Below are 17,203 nucleotides of genomic sequence, written 5' to 3'. Positions count from 1 at the left end.
GCTTTCTGGTCGTACAAGCCTTGTCGCGCTAGAGGGAAACTAAGCCTTGCGCATATACGACGCTCGCCATGCAGCCGGAGGACCAACCTCTCCTGCGTCAGCGGATTGCAACCAAACCCGAACTTTTCTGACACGGTGCATGACGTGGATTCCCTGATCCCTCGACTTGGCCTGGCTCTGGCGATTGGATTACTTGTTGGGCTCGAGCGCGGCTGGCGCGAGAGGGAAACCCCCGACGGTGGCCGCACTGCCGGCATCCGAACGTACAGCATCGCGGGATTGCTCGGTGGTATCGTCGCGGCGCTTGCCGTCAGTCTGAATGCGCCCTCCGTGCTGATCGGAGGCTTCCTTGGCTTTACCGCCGTATTCGCGTGGTACAATGTGCGTGAATCCGCTCATGATCAGAACTACAGCGTAACCGGCGTTGTCGCCGGGCTTGGCGTGTTCGCACTGGGTGCTCTCGCCGTCGTCGGGGACCATCGCGCTGCCGCCGCCGCCGGGACAGCACTCACTGCCGTTCTCGCCAGTCGTGATCTTCTGCACGGACTTCTCAAACGAATTTCCTGGATCGAGCTTCGTTCTGCGCTGGTGCTTGCCGTGATGACGGCAATCATCCTCCCGCTGCTGCCCAACCGCGCCATCGATCCCTGGGGCGGCTTCAATCCTCAGCAGGTCTGGTTCTTCGCCATGTTGACGGCCGCCATTTCTTTCCTTGGATATATTGCCGTTCGGGCGTTCGGTACGACTCGAGGAGTCTTGGTGAGCGGTCTCGCGGGAGCGGTCATCTCGTCCACCGCAGTGACGTTGGCCTTGGCACGAAGCGCCAAGACCGCCGCAAATCAATGGCCGCTGGCGGGGGCGGCTGCCCTAGCTGCAACCGTATCCCTGATTCGGGTGACCGCGATTGTTGCAATCGTCGCGCCGCCCGTACTGGGCGTTGTGGGCTTGGCCATTCTGGCGGCGATTGGTGGCTTTACGCTCTGCGGCATTCTCTTCATGTCGCGCCATGCGATGTCGGGCGAAGCTACGCAATTGCCGCGTAACCCCTTCGAACTGGGTCCGCTCGCCCTCTTCGCGGGGCTGTTTGCAGTTGTCTCCACGGTGAGCGCCGCCTTCTCGGTCGGAAGCAGCCTTGGAATGGTAGCGACTTCCGCCGTCTCGGGTATGTTCGATGTCGACGTTGCAGTGCTCAGCGCGCTGCGACTCCTCAGGCAACCGGCGACCGTAGAGGCCGTCGGGCATGCAGTGCTTCTTTCGCTCACGACGAACGCATTGGGCCGGTTGTCGCTTGCCATCGTCGCCGGGCCGGTTCGCTTCTGGCTGCCGTTGGCCGGGGCCACGGCTATGGCCGGTGTCCTCGGTTTTGTGGCCTTTGTTACGTTACCGCACTTCGAATGGCTGAGTATGTCCGCTGTTCCGGGAAACTGAGCCCGAAAGATTTCGAACGCTCCATTTGCCCGGTCCTGAATTGCACGTATTGCCGAGCCTTCAGAAGACAATTGTCTCTTGAGAGCATCGCATTCACGATCCCGACTTGTCGAAAAGCTCGTTCAGACTGCTTGCACTTTCACAGGTCCGGTCCGCTCATCCCGCGCCCTTATCGCCTGTACCTCACCAGCAGAGACAGAGCGGCACCTGCTGCCAGAAGGAATAGGATCGCGATGAACCAAAGAAAGTCCGAACTCAGGATGATGTTGCCGTAAACGAAACGCCCGAAGGCAACGACAACGCCAGCCGCAGTTGCCCAGGAAAGCCACCGCGTGTGTCCTGTCAGCACGAAGGTGCCGATACCCAGCAGCACGATCCCAAAGCCGGCAATGAAACCGCCCCAGCTCCGGAACACAACGCCGAGCCAGTCGAGAAATGCCGGCGGCAAGGTCGCAATGTCGATTCCGGAATATCGGATATCTTCCGGCAGAAGTGGCGGGCGCAGCGCCAGGAAATATACCGCCGTTCCCAAGGTGAGGACGCCGAGCACAAATATCAGGATGCCGCTGAGGGGATCTTTGCCGAAGTCCATAGAGTGCTTCCTTCCATTGCGGACAGCCCTGAGGTTTAGCAGCGCGCTATCTGTGCGTGGCCCCAGGCCGACTATTGATCACTCTCGTCGCCGGCCCGGTTGGCTTCTGGCTCTGCTGGCCGGGCCACGGCCAATGACGGGTTCACGCAGTTAACGCATGGCGAGTGACATCGTGTCGACATGGTGTCTGGAGATGCCCGACAACCCACTCGTCGCTTTGTGCAGTATTGCGCCATCAGCGGAAAACCCTGATGTAGAATGTTAACAGACCGACGGCGCCATGCTGGGTCGTCAAATCGATTGCCTTGCGGCAACTATTTAACGCCAAGAGCACTTGTCACCGATCATTGCGATGCACCAGCGGCTGGTAGCACTGCCGGCCGTGCTGACTTGGCACCATCGTAAAGCATTCGAAATATCTGCTCCTCCACCGCATCGCGCTGCTTGCGCCCGTCTTCGATCGATTCGGAAACTCGCCCGATCGCTTCCCGTTCGCGACGAAGATCGGCATCGCCCTCCAGCAGCGGCTGGCGGCGTGGCTCAATCAGACGCGCGAGCGAGGCGACGCCGTGCATCCAAGGACTGAAGGATTCCGAAAGCAGGTAGCGGCTCGCGCGCATAGGGTGCAACCACTCGAGCGCGGTCGCCGTCCAGGGATTGGAGGCCATGCGCACGAACGGACTGATCATCGTTTTATAGAATTGCTCGTTCACCTCCGACAAATGGCGAACCTGCTCGAATGCCGCCCGCGGTGTCTCGAACCGCAGATCTTCAACGCGCCGCTCCTCGAAACGGACCGAATATTCCGGCTTATGGCAATCGGGATTGCCGGTCGGATTGTTGATCTTCATCTCGTAGAGACCGGGATCGAGGGTCTCGATCTCACCGAGGCTTTCGAGTATCGCGCGATGTTCGAAGCGCGCGACCTTGGCCGACACGAAAATGCCGAGATGGCCAACATGCGGGTTCGTCAGATAGACGATGCGCTGGCCGGCGGCCTTGAGATCGCCTGTATCCTTGTACACGACCGGGATCCAGCCGAGCGCTTGGTGTGGTGGGCTGATGTTGTCGCCATAGGAAGTGAAGATCACCAGCGGATTGCGAATGCGCCGAAGGTCGGCGACGCAGCCATCGCAGATCCGCATCTTGCCCTCCTCAAGGCGATTGCCGATGAATAGGTTCTCGACGATGGCGACGATCTCTTCCCGGCTGAGGAAGTAGAAGCCATTCCACCACCGCTCAAACTCAAGGAAGCGCTCCTGTTCCGTGTCGACATGCATGAACAGGTTAGCGTATTTCTCCCAGACGGCTTCGGGCTGAAGATTCTCGAAATTGAAGGCGAGCCACGCGCCGTCCAAACGGCCGTCGTTGAGATCGGCGAGAAGATGGGTGGACCAGACACCGCCGAGCAGCCCGCCAGCGATCCGCATGGGATTCACCCCGGATTCACCCGCCCAATAGGAGAGTGGAGAGCCGTTGAGCACGGCTGGCCCGACCAAACCTTCGCAGTCCGCTGAGAGCAAGGTGACCGCCCAGCCGGCCTGACAGTTGCCATAGAGCACCGGAGGCTTGCCGGGATGGCGCTTGACCACGTCTTTGACGAAACGTCTGAGCGCATGCAGCACGTCGGCCAGGGTCTGGCCTGCGCAGGGTTCAGGGAAAAAGGAAACGAAATAGACCGGATAGCCCTCGTGCATGGCCATCCCAACCTCGGAATCGCGCTTGAAGCCGCCGATGCCCGGCCCCTGCCCTGCTCGAGGGTCAACGATGACAACAGGCGGCTTCGCTGGATCGACGCAATCTTCAATGCAATCGTCGCCGATCCGGGTGATCCGCAGGAGGGCGTAATTGACGGGTCGTTCGAAACGGCGGGCATCGACCAGCGTCTCATAGTCGAAGTCGAGAAGCGGCGGCATGCCAGCACGCTGATGCGCGATCATGTTGTTGGCGCGCTGGCGCAGCGTATCCCAGAATAAAATAGACCGCTCGAAGAAATCCTGTTGATAGGCAAAGGGATTACGCATGATCTCTGCCATTGAGACGGATGACGCCGGGACTGGATACCCCTCGCCGGTCGGTTTCTTGTCACTCGCTGTAGCGGCGGCCACAACACGCTGTTGAACAGCCAACTGCTGACTTGGTGAAGCCTTCGGCACTTCAATCAGAGCGGAACCCGACTTTGCTTCAAGCATCACCATCTCCATCATCAGATCTTCAATTCAAAGAATTTGAACAGCGGCTCGAAGATCAGGACGACATATCAGCCGTGGTAATGCTCTCGAGCCGACTCTCACGGGAAGTTTAGTCGTCCAGCAGGTGGCTACGAAGACTTGGTGTTGCGTTCGGCGTCAGTGGCTTTGTTTACCTGCTGCCGGATCTCGTCTGCAGTCTCGCGGGCCACGGTCGCGTAATATTCTTGAACCTTCTGCGAGAGTTCGAGCCAAGTCTTCGTCTGCAGCGACGCCTCGTCCAAGATGGCCGCCATCACGCTCGATTCTGCGGCGATCACATCCTGCGGTCGCCGGCACTGAACGAGTTCAAGAAGCAAGCGCCCGATTCGCTCATTGGCACCAAAGAGGGAACTGATCTGAGCGCTGTATGTCTCACCATAAGCCTTTTGAAGATCGGACGTGAAAGCCTGAAAACGTTTGAACTGACCATTGAGTTTGCCGACACTGTCCGTGCCTGATAGTCCCCACCACACGAACACGGCATTTATGCGATCCAGGCCCATTGGTGTGTCGTTCCTGGTTGCCATTGTCATCCCCTTCATAACTCCTGTTGCAACTGCCGAGATTTGACTTGCGGGTTTCTCTCAGCGAAGTGGCTTCACTTTTTTCTCGTCAGTTCACGGCTTCAAGTGCCAGTGCAACACCTTGACCACCCCCGATGCAGAGCGTGACCAAACCTCGGCGGATACCGTCCCTGTGCGTGGCGTGAAGCAGCCGAGTCGTCAGGACAGCTCCCGTTGCGCCAATCGGATGGCCATGTGCGATAGCGCCGCCCTCGACATTCACGATATCTTCTGGAAGTCCGAGTTCTCCAATGACGGCCAACACAATAGCCGCGAAGGCCTCGTTGATCTCGGCGCGTTCGACGTCTCCGAGCTTCCAGCCGGCGCGATCCAAGGCCTGCCGAACCGCTGGAACAGGTCCGAGGCCGAAGAGACTAGGTTCGACCGCACCGACCCCAAATGCAACGAGGCGAGCCATTGGCGTCAGACTGTGCTTCTCGGCCCAGCGCACATCCGCAACGATCATGCCCGCAGCGCCGCCGTTAAGGCCCGGTGCATTGCCGGGGGTGATTGTCCCAACCTTGCGAAAAGCTGGCTTCAACTTGGCAAGCGACTCCAGCGTAGCGTCCGGGCGGTTGTGCTCGTCCTTCTCGAAGATGGTCGATCCCTTGCGGCCGGGGATTTCGATCGGCGCAATCTCGGCTTTGAACTTGCCAGCCAACTGCGCCGCGCCAAAGCGCCGCTGCGTCCGCTCCGCCCAGCGGTCCTGCGCCTCGCGCGTCACTTGAAATTTGTCGACGAGATATTCGGTCACCAAGCCCGAGTGGTGGTCGGAAAATGCGTCATTGAGGCCATCGCGCAGCATGCTGTCGTAGATCTGGCCGTCACCCATATGGTAGCCCCATCGACCGCCGGCCATTAGATAAGGAGATTGGTCCATATTCTCCATGCCACCGGCGATAGCGCTTTGCGCAAGGCCAAGCATGATCTCCTGGGCGGCGGTCGCGATTGCCTGCGCGCCCGAACCACACACGCGGTTGATTGTCATGGCCGGAACATTGACGGAAACCCCGGCCTTAATCGCCGCCTGCCGTGCCGGATTCATCTTGGCACCAGCCTGGACGACCTGACCCATCACCACGGCGTCGATCGCAACATCTGCGATCTTCGCGCGGGACAAGACTTCCCTGATAACCACGGCCCCAAGATCGGGTGCCGCTATATCTTTTAGCGTTCCACCATAAGTGCCTATGGCAGTCCGCACCGGGGAACAAATCACAATGTTCGCTGGAGTCATATTGGCTTCTTTCGGTCTCGCAACACTTTAGCCAGATATTGATCGGCCAATGGCGACAATGGTTGAGCCCCGATTGCTGCTGCGTTATCGTTACTGCTAACTGGACGGTACCTTCGACCTCATCGCCATCGCCCAAAGTCTCTCTTCGCCATTGTACTCACCCGTCTTCAGACGGAGTCTTGGTATCATCAGCGACGCGTCGTGACAGTTGGCGAACGCGCTCGGCCTCGTCGCAATGACAGTTGAGGAATCCGTGAACCGGACAGGTCAGGCACATCTCCTCAAGCCTCTTCCGGAGCGATTGTCTTCCTCTGTAAAGTCGGACCGCGATGTTGTTGAGCGTCGTACCAAGGCTGGCAGCAATTCGATCACGGGGCTCGCCAAGAATGTCCGAGCGCCAAATGACATCGGCATATTCTGCCTTGAGCGTCGGTAGCAGTTTATGAAGGCAGTTGCAGACGGCTTCGTCGGCTTCTCGATCTGGCTCGATCGCCAAATTCTCGACATCAATACGCTCCATGTCGATCTCCAGGCGGCGACGTCTTGTGACACGGCGCTGATGATCGACGAGGGTGGTCGCCAATATGCGCCCAAGCCATCCGCGGACTGTACGCACGTCTCGCAGCTGCCATGCGCGTTCAATCGCCCGGAGCGAGAAGCGATGTAGGAGTTCTTCGGCCTCGTCCCGACTGCCCAATCGGCGTCGCAAAAAAGCAAGAAACTCCTCACGCGCCTCGACAAGCGCGCGTCGTACAGCGGCGTCCGCTGGTTTCGCGGCCTCCTGTCCTTCCGCATCATCTTTAGGCTGCGGGTCATCGGACCCGCGATTTCTGTTCATCGGCCAGCCAGATCTTTCCAAGCAAGATTCGGACGCTGTCCTGAACTGCCGCTAACAGCACCATGATTAAACGTACAATTCCGACTGCTGACGGTCTTTAACGCAGATCAAGCATAATCCTCGGGCCGCCGTTATGAACTCGTCTTGGAGGGAAGCCATTTGACGGTGATAAGCGAATGTTTTGGCAGCTTTGACGGTCATCGCCCATAAGCCGAGTGCCGTACCGATCACGCCGTTATAGGCAAGAGCGAAGATCGCGGGCGTGCTCATCCGGATGGGCGGTGGCCCCTCGAAAGAGAGAGCGACGCTTAACAAAACGATTCTCCGAAAATCTCACTATTGGACCAGTTAAGCGAACTCACTCGCCGACGAAATGCTTACCGTTCCATCGCAATAGGCGCTGTCTTCCAGCGGTGTACTCAATCTCGATTGCTGGAGTACCGTCGATGCTTGACAACGTGACTTCAGTTATCTGTTCGCTCAATATCAACCGATATCGCCCACCATGCGACACATAAACTTGGTGGAGACATCGATCGCCTTTGCAAAACCCGGAGCGATCGTCACATCTTAGATCATGAAAATGAAGGGCAATAAGGTGAAACCCGGAGACGGCAATAAAGCGGGAGAAACCGTTTGTTGCGGTCAGTGCGTCTCCGCATACTTTTCTGTATCTTTGAAGGTTGGATCGGACTTCCGGGGGTAAGGTTTGAATGTACGCTGGCTTCGGCTGATTGTCATGGACGGGAGAGCTTGCAAGCGAGAATGCCGGAAGCACGATAACAGACGACGTTATGGTGGCCGTTATTGCCGTGGCGAACAGCCTATCCAAGGTTCTCATACGGACACCCCACATTTCAACGGCTGCTTTCCTCAATTAAGAGCGCCAATTGAACGCCGCTCCGCCCAGCGATAGATCGCCGGTAGCAACAACAGCGTCAGCACGGTCGAGGTGATGATGCCGCCGATAACCACGGTCGCGAGCGGGCGCTGCACCTCCGCGCCAGCGCCGGTCGCGAGCGCCATCGGCATGAAGCCGATGCCCGCGACCAATGCCGTCGATAGAACCGGTCGCAGACGGTCGATCGCGGCCTGCCGCACGGCATCGGCGAGCGGCAGCGTCTTGCGCAGAGCATTGATGTGATCAACCAGCACTAGGCCATTCAACATCGCTATGCCCGATAGCGCGATGAACCCGATCGCGGCGGTGATCGAAAACGGCATGCCGTGCAGCCAAAGCGCCAGTATGCCGCCGGTGATCGCAAACGGGATGCCGGTATAGATGATGGCCGCCTGCCGCACGCTGCCGACCGCCGAATAGACCAGTGCGAAAATCATCACTAGCGTGGCGGGCACGACGATCATCAGGCGCGCGCGTGCCGCTTCCAATTGGCGGAACTGGCCGCCAAATTCGATGCGGTAGGACTCGGGCAGTTTGAGCTTGGAGTCCAGCCGAGCCCGCGCCGCCGTAACATAGCCTTCGACGTCGCTGGTATTGAGATTGACCATCAACGCGGCGCGGCGCTTGGCGTTGTCGTGCAGAATCGGCTCCACCGTGCGCAGTTCCTGCAAGCGCGCAACCCGTTCGAGCGGCACCAGCCCGGTCGCGCCCACGCGCAGCGGTAGCGCCATGATCGAGGCGCTGTCGGCGCGCGCCGATTCAGGCAGGCGCACGACGATGGCGTGGCGATGCTCACCCTCGCTGATGAAGCCGATCTCGTCGCCCGCGATGGCCGAGGCGATGGCACGGTTCACTTCGGCGGTGCCGAGACCGAGCCTGACCAAGGCCCCGCGGTCCATCTCGACCACCCGGCTGCGCGTGCGGTCCGCGGTTTCGAATTGAACATTGGCGGTGCCGGGCAGGTCTCGCAACTCATCGCGCGCTTGCGCGGCGAGCTGCTCGAGTACGTCATAGTCGTTTCCAAAAATCTTCACCGAAAGATCCGCGCGCGTGCCCTCCAGCATTTCATTGAAACGCATCTCGATCGGCTGGGCGAAAAGAAAGGACTGTTCCGGTGCCAGCGCGGTGGCGGCCTTTTCGATCGCCATGACCAGTTCGGCCTTGTCGCGCGGCGTGCCGGGATCCTTCGGCCATTGATCGAGCGGCTTGTAGAAGATGTACAAATCATTTTCGTTCGGCGGCATCGGATCGGTCGCGACCGCGCTAGTGCCGATGCGCGAGAACGTATGTGTCACCTGCGGGAAGCGGCGCAGGATTTCCTGCTCGGTGTTCCGCTCGATCGAGAGGCTGCGATCGAGCGACATGCCGACAGGCTTGTAGACCATCGCCGTGATCGAGCCCTCGTCGAGGCGCGGCGTGAACTGAGCGCCGAGCGTCTGGAAAAGGATAGCTGTCCCGCCCAGCAAGCCGGCCGCCAGGCACAGCAGGACCGCCGGATGACGCAGGGCAACGTCGAGCAAGGGGATATAGCCGCGTGCGACGAAACCGGCAAAACCGCGACCGGCCCCGGACTCCACGCCGTTGTCGCCGTCCGGAAAATGGCGCTGTGGTCTTATCTTTTCACCGCGCAGCAGCCAGGCGCAAAGCACCGGCACCAGCGTGAAGGTGACGATCAAGGCGGAACCCAGCGCCAGCATCACGGCCTCGGCCATGGGCTGAAACAGCTTGCCCTCGACCCCGCCCAGGCTGAGCACCGGCACATAGACGAGCGCGACGATCGCGATGCCGAAAAAGACAGGCCGCGCCACGCTGCTTGTGGCTTCGATCACGATGGCCCGGCGCTCGCCTGCCGTCAGTCGCCGTCCCTTCGCAACGCCGGCCTCGCTCATCAAACGCAAGGAATTCTCCACCACCACGATCGCGCCGTCGACGACGAGGCCGAAATCGAGCGCGCCAAGACTCATCAGATTGCCCGATATTCCGAACCTGTTCATGCCCGTGATCATCATCAGAAACGCCAGCGGAATGACGCTTGCGACGATCAGCGCGGCGCGCCAGTTGCCCATCACGACCAGCAGCACCAGAGCGACCAGCAGCGCCCCTTCGCCGAGATTGCGCTCGACGGTGGCGATCGTACGATCCACCAGTTCGGAGCGATCATACTGGACTTGCAGAATCGTGCCCTTGGGCAAGGCCGCGCGCAGGTTGGGCAATTGCGCGTCGACCCGCCTTGCGACTTCCCTGCTGTTCTGGCCGACCAGCATCATCACCGTGCCGAGCACGGTTTCCTTGCCGTTGGCGGTCGCGGCGCCCGCACGCGGAGCGGAGCCGATCGTGACGGTGGCGAGATCGGCCACCGTCAGCGGCCGTGCGCCGCCCGCGAACTTGACAGGTAACGCGCGGATCATCTCCTCGTCAGTGACGCGCGCCTCGGTCCGGAGCGTGAAACGCTGGCCACCCGCGGTAATCGTCCCGCCGCCGGCGTTCTCGACATTTGCGCCAATGGCCTGAGCCAGTTCGCTGGCGGTGACGCCCGCCTCCACCAACCGGCGCAGATCGGGCTCGATAACGAATTGCCGCTCGAGACCGCCGTTGGAGTTCACATCCGCCACGCCCTGGATGGCACGCAGCATCGGCTTGATAGTGTACTCCTGCGCCTCATACAGCTCCATCAACTGCCGCTGCTCGTCCATGCCGGCCGGAGGCTGCGCCCATTCGAGCGTATAGTACCAGATCTCGCCGAGCCCGGTGGTGATCGGCGCGAGCTGCGGCACCGATCCGGCCGGCAGCATGCTGCTCACCGTGGCCAGCCTTTCCGTGACGAACTGACGAGCGCGAAACTGATCGGTCCCGTCCTCGTAGATGAGCGTGACCTGCGACAGTCCGGTTTTGGTCAGCGAGCGCATTTCGCTGAGCCCGGGTTGGCCAGCCATGGTGCGCTCGATGGGCAGAGTAACGAGGCGCTCGATTTCCTCCGGCGCGAAAGCGGGGACCGTCGTATTGATCTGGACTTGGACCCCGGTAATGTCGGGAATGGCGTCGACCTGCAATCGCAGGAACGACCAGATTCCGAGGCCGGTGACCATTAGCGCAATCGCCACCACAGCGACGAAATGACCGGTTGTCCAGTGCAGCAGGCGGCGCGTCATTGTGTTGTGCCGCCCAGGCCGTGTGTCGTGTCACCCAGGAGGCTGCGGCCGCCATTAAGCGCGCGAAGCACAAGCAACGCGTCCAGCGCCTCACGCTTCGTATCCAGCATCGCCGATAATGCATCCAGATACTGGCGCTGCATTTCCACATAGGTCGCGACCGGAATGGCCCCCTGACGGAAATTGTTTTCCGCGGCGGTGGCGGCGGCCGCGAATTTGTCGATGGCGGACGCGGACCAGCCCGCAAGTGTCCTGCGCTTAGCTTCGTACAACGCGGCTTGCTCGTAGACCTGACGCGCGACCCGCCGCTTCGCGGCCAACAAGGCCGTATTGGACTGGGACTGGCGGCTTTGCTCCTGCGCGACACCCACCGCCTGGCTGTTCCAAAGCGGCAGCGTCGTGGACAATCGGATGCCGAAATTGGTCTCGCGAATGTCGGACTTTGCATGGTTGTAATAGGGACCGACAGCCACGCTCGGCAGACGAGATTTCTGCGCCAGATCGACGCGCAACCTTTGTTGCTGCGATTGCGCGCGCAGTGACTGAAGTTCGAAATTGTGAGCGTCCACATCCTGCGCCAAGCGAACGACTGGCGGCAAGCCGGGCAGCGGGACATCGGGTGGATTGATGCGGATGCGCGCATCGAGGGGCGCGCTACGGAGTTGGTTCAACTCGTAGATCATCACATTGGCCTGCACGTCGGCGGCCGTGGCATTGCGCTCTGACGTCATGGCGCCAGCTTCAAGAATGGCCACGTCCAGCATGGGCGCCGGACCAGCCGGATCCCGCTGCTCCATCACTTGTGCGAGCCTTCGCATTCGCGCGGCAACGTCTCGTGCCGCGGCCGCCTTCTGCCCGGCTACAAACCATGCATAGCCCAGCGAGCGCGCGCGGCTGGCCAGCGTTGCGTCAAATTGCGCCAAGCCGATCCGCGCCAGTGCGATCTGATGCCCGGCGATGGCTTCGCGAAGCGCGCCCCGGCCAGCAAAATCCAGCGGCTGCATAATCGACACGCCATAAGTCGGGCCTTTACCCGTCGGCATGCCCGTGATGCCATCCGCCGTTCGTCGTTCGCCGAATTCGACCGACATTTCAGGGTCTGGCAGCCGATTCGATGCATCACGCTCGATACCCGCAAGGCCGATCTGCTCCACATAGAAGCGCCGCTCGGGATTGTTGGCGACCACATTGCTGGCAAGCGCGTCGATCGACAGGGTCACCGCTTGCTGCGCTTGCGCCGTTGTGGCCAAGACGATCGCAATGTTGCAAACGATTATCAAAAGCTGCTTGGACATGGGCAGGAGAACTCAAAACTGGCTTCTGAGCGCCTGCGTGCCACGCTAATCTGAAAGGAGCCTGTCAGCGCAAATTCAGCCAGCGCTGACAATGAATTATTGCAAACTGGAGAAACGACCATCCGCATTCTGCTTGTCGAGGACGATCACGACATCAGCACCCGCCTGAAAGAGGGGTTGGGCGGCTTTGGTTTTGTCGTTGAGCAGGTGGAGGATGGCGAACAGGGTCTTTCCTTCGCGTTGCAGGAACAGTTCGATGCGATTGTGCTCGATCTCGGCCTGCCTGGCTTGCCCGGCATTGAGGTATTGCGCGGGTGGCGTCGTGCAGGCTGCGCCTCTCCGGTTCTGATTCTGACAGCGCGTAATAGCTGGACTGAAAAGGTCGAGGGCCTGAATGCAGGCGCCGACGACTATGTGACCAAGCCGTTTCAGATGGATGAACTCGCGGCCCGATTGCGTGCACTAATGCGGCGTGCCGCCGGTCAGGCAACGTCCGAACTTCGCCATGGCAATATCACACTTGATCCAGTGTCCGGCACGGTCCATGTTTCCGGCCGGCCGATTGATCTGACGGCCCAGGAATTCCGGCTACTCAACCTGTTCCTGCATCGCGTCGGCCGCGTCGTCACTCAGGCCGAACTGCTCGACCATCTCTACGGCCTGGATGAGGAGCGAAACTCGAATACAATTGAAGTGTATGTCGGCCGGCTGCGGCGCAAGGTCGGACGCGATACGATCCGCACCTTGCGCGGCCTCGGCTATCGGTTCGGCTGATGGTTCGCAGCCTGCGCGCCCGCCTGCTTCTCGGAGCGGTTCTATGGACCGTCGCCGGCGTCGCCATTGCCGGTTTCTCGATCTCCACGCTGTTCCGCACGCATGTGACTGAACTCGTTAATGCCGAGCTGATCGGCCATCTCGACGAGCTTGAACGCCTGCTGATACGCACAACCGACGGGCATGTCGCTTTAGCGCGGCGGTTGAGTGATCCGCGCTTTGCACAGCCTCGAGCAGGCTTTTACTGGCAGGTGAGCGACCGCGACGGCTTCGTCCTACAGTCGCCACCGCTCGAGCCACAACAGAAATTGCCGCCGCCCGCGCCGGGCAGCGACCGGCAGCTTGTCCGCTCACTCGAAGTCGGCCCCTTCGGCGACAGGATGATCGCGTATGGCCGCCCCTGGGAAAACCCGGAGAGCGGCTATGTGATCCAGGTCGGCGCCGACCAGCGGATTGTGGACGACGTGCTTGCTCATTTCAATCATGCGCTGATCCTGTCGCTCGGCACGTTGGCGGTTGCCCTGATTGGAGCGGGCACGTTGCAGATCTGGTTCGGGCTCAGTCCCATGCGACGCTTGCGATCTGCACTCGGCGACATCCGCGCAGGCAAGGCAGAAAGTCTCCCCAATGATTTCCCCTCCGAAGTTCGGCCGCTCGTCGACGATCTCAACGCCCTGATCGATGGAAATACGCAGATGATCCGAAGGGCCCGTACCCAGGCCGGCAACCTGGCACATGGGTTGAAAACACCGCTGGCGATACTGACAGACGAAGCACGTCGCCTGCTTGCACGGGGCGATACTGAAGGTGCCGCGGTCCTTACCCAGCAGAGCGAGCGCATGCAGCGCCAGATCGATTTCCAATTGGCCCGTGCCCGCGCCGCCGCCAACGCCGGCCTGCCCGGCGTCATCACCCCGGTTGAACCTGCACTGACGGCCATTGCAGTGGCCATGCGACGACTCTACGCCGAACGTTCACTCACGATCGTCAATGTTACCGAGGAGGGACTGGTCGCCGCCGTCGATCCCAACGATCTTGACGAGATGGTCGCCAATCTGACCGACAATGCCTGCAAATGGGCTCATAGCCGCGTCTCGATCACGGCTGCGCGTTGTCTACCGTCGGGACAACTTTGCATCACCATCGTCGATGACGGTCCCGGCATTCCGCCCGAAGCGCTGAGCCGCGCCTTTGCACCTGGCGAGCGGCTCGACGAAGCCACCCCGGGCAGTGGCTTGGGCCTCGCAATCGTGCGCGATCTCGCCGCGCTGCACGGCGGCTCCATCGAACTCACCACTAATAGCAATGGTGGTCTGCATGCGGAATTGCGGCTCCCTGCAGCTTGAAAGAATCCGCTGCCTTCCCAATCACACTCTAACGGACTCATCGAAGTTGCAACTCATACGAACAAATAGATGGACAGCGATCTTCACATCGATATTCAAAACTTCATAATTTCTCGGTGATTCCAGAATTGCCGACCATGCGCGATTTTTGTCGGCGCGCAAACTCCTTTCGCTTGACGATTGCTTCTTCAATTAGCCCCTCTGCGCAAGCACAAAGCAAATCAACGCAACTGTGCTGAACCCGGCACCCGCCAGAAAAGTAGCCGCCGGACCGTAAGCCTCCCACAGCCCGCCAGCGAGGACGCTCGCGACCAGCATGGCAATGCCTCCGGCGAAATTGAATACGCCAAACGCAGTCCCGCGCAGGTCATCCGGCGCGGTATCGGCGATGAGGCTGGCGAACAATCCCTGCGTAAGCGCCATGTGAAGACCCCAGAACACCACGCCGACCATGACCAGCGTAACGGTCGTGCCTAGTGCAAGGACGAGGTCCGCAACGATCAGGCAGACGATGCCTAGCGCGAGTAGTCCAGTTCTGCCGATCCGGTCGGACAACACACCGGCTGGATAGGCCGTTATCGCGTAGACGATGTTCATCACCACCATGATCGCCGGTGCGAGCGCGGCGGGCAACCCGACATTCTGCGAACGCAGGATCAGAAACGCCTCGGAGAACCTGGCAAGAGTCAGGATCGTGGCGACACCGACCACGGTCCAGAAACCGCGGGACAGGCGTTTGACGTCCGAAAGGCGCAACCGCGGCCTGACCGCGGCATCGTGCCTCGCCGGCTCCTTGACCGCGAAGACCATCACCGCCAGTGCAGCGAAAGCCGGGACGACCGCGACCCAGAACACGAGGCGGAAATTATCGGAACTGAGCGACATCAGAACGATCGCGGCGAGCGGACCGACAAAAGCCCCGACGGTATCGAGCGCTTGCCGCAGACCGAAACTCGCACCACGCTGATCTGGCGATGCGATATCGGCAATGAGCGCATCCCGGGGTGCGTCGCGGATGCCCTTGCCGATGCGATCGATAAAGCGCGCCGCGACCACCCAGCCGATTGACGCGGCCAGCGGGAAGACCGGCTTGGTAAAGGCCGCTAGACCATAGCCAAGGGCGGTCAAAAACTTGCGCTTGCCGAGCCAGTCAGACAGCACGCCGGAAAATATCTTGGCGATGTTCGCGGTCGCCTCCGCTATGCCTTCGATGAATCCGACGGCCAGTGTCGATGCACCAAGCACAGTGACAAGGTAGATCGGCAGCAATGCGTGGATCATCTCTGACGAGATATCCATGAACATGCTGACGAAACCGAGCGCCCATATGCTGCGCGGCAACGCGGCGCGCGATTTTGAGGTAACGGGCGGCGCGTCTACCATGACCAGATGCTCCAACGACGTCTCATTGTGCGAGCCTTCATCGATTCCATGCTTTGGGAATTACTCGCCAGAAGCATCATAACGATTTCATATACTCCGATTCATCGCCGCGTGATAAATCAAGTCCAAAATTCGGTGATGCCATTTAGCTGAAGCATAACCGGTAGAACTCGCTGCTATCCAACATATCAAGGCTAATCCATGAGTCGCACGCATCAAGAGAAACATCTTGTCAAACGAATTGGATGGCTTCGGGCCGCCGTACTCGGCGCAAATGATGGGATCATCTCGACGGCGAGCCTGATCTTGGGAGTAGCCTCTGCAGCAGCCTCCCAAAACAATGTGTTGTTGACAGGGATAGCTGGCCTTGTTGCCGGCGCGATGTCCATGGCAGCGGGATAATATGTTTCGGTCAGTTCGCAATCCGACACCGAGCATGCGGACCTCGCCCGTGAAAAACAAGAACTCGCAAAGGACCCGGAGTTTGAAAAGACAGAACTCGCCCAGATTTATGTGTCCCGGGGCGTTGAGGCTAGTCTTGCTCGCCAGATCGCCGAGCAACTCATTGCCAAGGACGCCCTGGGAGCGCATGCGCTGGACGAACTCGGCATCTCGGAGAGCACCACGGCACGTCCGGTGCAGGCAGCTCTGGCATCGGCGGCGAGCTTTTCCGTCGGAGCGGCCGCACCGCTCGCACTCGTGCTCTTCTCTCCAGCACATTGGCTGCTCCCGGTTGTTTCAATAGGTTCTCTGCTGTTCCTCGCTCTGCTCGGCGTGATCGGCGCAAAGGCCGGCGGCGCCGGCATTCTCACGCCGACGATCCGCGTGACATTCTGGGGCGCTCTCGCGATGGCCGTGACCGCCGGCATCGGCACCCTATTCGGCACCGCCGTCTGACATTTTCTCGCCGCTATGAAATTTCGCCTGGCAGCATCTGCTGCAACACGCGGTCCCTGTAAACCAGCAGGTGCAAGAGTGCCGCACCCACATGAACACCGATCACGGCCAGCAGCGTCCATTCCATGATCTGATGCAGTCCATCGATCCTGTAGATGAGCGCCGGGCTTTGTGAGGTCAGCATCGGCAACGGGATGGCGAAGAACAGCGAGACCGTCCATCCACGCGCCGAAGCGAAAAGCCATCCACTCAGCGTCGTTGCAAGGACAAATGCATAGAGCAGCCAGTGAACCAGTTCGGAGAGATTGCGCTGCCATGCTGGCAAGGAAGCGTCTTGCGCAACCGGATGCATCAGGCGCCACGCAAGGCGGAACGCGATCAGTGCCAAAATCAAAATGCCGAACGAGATATGAAGCACCATCGCTGTTCCGGGTGGTCCACCATGGACATCTTGCATCAGCCAGCCAATCAAATATTGCACGATCAACAACACCACGACCAGCCAGTGCAAGGCTTTGGCTGTAGCGCCATAACTTCGTGCGGATTTGAGCATTGCGATGATTTCCTTG

General features: G+C 60.1%; 12 protein-coding genes and 1 pseudogene. 4 read left to right on the top strand and 9 right to left on the bottom strand.

The annotated features are described in order from the left end of the window. Window positions 1-144 precede the first annotated feature (144 nt). Window positions 145-1,428 carry an MgtC/SapB family protein gene (locus LVY71_RS02865; protein WP_235097999.1) on the top strand — a complete coding sequence of 428 codons (1,284 nt, stop codon included), beginning with the start codon at window positions 145-147 and terminating at the stop codon, window positions 1,426-1,428. Between the two features lie 169 nt (window positions 1,429-1,597). On the opposite strand, the gene LVY71_RS02860 is transcribed toward LVY71_RS02865, so the two are convergent. The 7 genes from LVY71_RS02860 to LVY71_RS02830 all read right to left on the bottom strand — a co-directional run bounded on the left by LVY71_RS02860 (window position 1,598) and on the right by LVY71_RS02830 (window position 12,234). Then, window positions 1,598-2,020: a hypothetical protein gene (locus LVY71_RS02860; RefSeq protein WP_235097997.1), complete on the bottom strand. Its 423-nt coding sequence runs from the start codon at window positions 2,018-2,020 to the stop codon at window positions 1,598-1,600. 344 nt (window positions 2,021-2,364) lie between these two features. Then, window positions 2,365-4,056, bottom strand: coding sequence for a DUF3141 domain-containing protein (locus LVY71_RS02855; protein WP_235099997.1), 1,692 nt, complete (start codon window positions 4,054-4,056; stop codon window positions 2,365-2,367). Window positions 4,057-4,340: 284 nt separating this feature from the next. Further along, window positions 4,341-4,778 (bottom strand): hypothetical protein, encoded by a 438-nt coding sequence (locus tag LVY71_RS02850; RefSeq protein WP_235097995.1) that lies wholly within the window; start codon window positions 4,776-4,778, stop codon window positions 4,341-4,343. An 85-nt stretch (window positions 4,779-4,863) separates the two neighbouring features. Next, window positions 4,864-6,051 (bottom strand): thiolase family protein, encoded by a 1,188-nt coding sequence (locus LVY71_RS02845; RefSeq protein ID WP_235097994.1) that lies wholly within the window; start codon window positions 6,049-6,051, stop codon window positions 4,864-4,866. A gap of 157 nt (window positions 6,052-6,208) precedes the next feature. Next, complete coding sequence (locus tag LVY71_RS02840) at window positions 6,209-6,889, bottom strand: RNA polymerase sigma factor (protein WP_235097992.1); 681 nt, start codon at window positions 6,887-6,889, stop codon at window positions 6,209-6,211. A gap of 873 nt (window positions 6,890-7,762) precedes the next feature. Next, window positions 7,763-10,939 carry an efflux RND transporter permease subunit gene (locus LVY71_RS02835; protein ID WP_235097990.1) on the bottom strand — a complete coding sequence of 1,059 codons (3,177 nt, stop codon included), beginning with the start codon at window positions 10,937-10,939 and terminating at the stop codon, window positions 7,763-7,765. Next, entirely contained in the window at window positions 10,936-12,234 is a 1,299-nt protein-coding gene (locus LVY71_RS02830) for a TolC family protein (protein ID WP_235097988.1), read from the bottom strand. The genes LVY71_RS02835 and LVY71_RS02830 overlap by 4 nt, the downstream gene beginning before the upstream one ends. 120 nt (window positions 12,235-12,354) lie before the next feature. Between LVY71_RS02830 and LVY71_RS02825 the strand changes: the two genes are divergently transcribed. After that, the gene (locus tag LVY71_RS02825) at window positions 12,355-13,008 is read left to right on the top strand and encodes a response regulator transcription factor (protein WP_235099996.1); all 654 of its coding nucleotides are present in this window, start codon (window positions 12,355-12,357) and stop codon (window positions 13,006-13,008) included. Beyond that, window positions 13,008-14,354, top strand: coding sequence for a sensor histidine kinase (locus LVY71_RS02820; protein WP_235097985.1), 1,347 nt, complete (start codon window positions 13,008-13,010; stop codon window positions 14,352-14,354). The genes LVY71_RS02825 and LVY71_RS02820 overlap by 1 nt, the downstream gene beginning before the upstream one ends. 192 nt (window positions 14,355-14,546) lie before the next feature. Here LVY71_RS02820 and LVY71_RS02815 read toward each other — a convergent pair whose 3' ends face one another. Next, window positions 14,547-15,737 carry an MFS transporter gene (locus tag LVY71_RS02815; RefSeq protein ID WP_235097984.1) on the bottom strand — a complete coding sequence of 397 codons (1,191 nt, stop codon included), beginning with the start codon at window positions 15,735-15,737 and terminating at the stop codon, window positions 14,547-14,549. Window positions 15,738-15,938: 201 nt separating this feature from the next. Between LVY71_RS02815 and LVY71_RS02810 the strand changes: the two are divergent. Beyond that, a pseudogene (locus LVY71_RS02810) lies at window positions 15,939-16,634 on the top strand (VIT1/CCC1 transporter family protein). Between the two features lie 13 nt (window positions 16,635-16,647). On the opposite strand, the gene LVY71_RS02805 reads toward LVY71_RS02810, so the two are convergent. Beyond that, on the bottom strand, window positions 16,648-17,187 hold the full coding sequence (locus LVY71_RS02805) for a cytochrome b (protein WP_235097982.1): 540 nt from the start codon (window positions 17,185-17,187) through the stop codon (window positions 16,648-16,650). Window positions 17,188-17,203 lie beyond the last annotated feature (16 nt).

Source organism: Bradyrhizobium sp. G127 (assembly GCF_021502575.1).
In the GTDB taxonomy this organism is placed as follows: Bacteria; Pseudomonadota; Alphaproteobacteria; order Rhizobiales; family Xanthobacteraceae; genus Afipia.
Note: the sequence above shows the minus strand (reverse complement) of the source record. Positions and strands in the feature narration are given on the sequence as shown.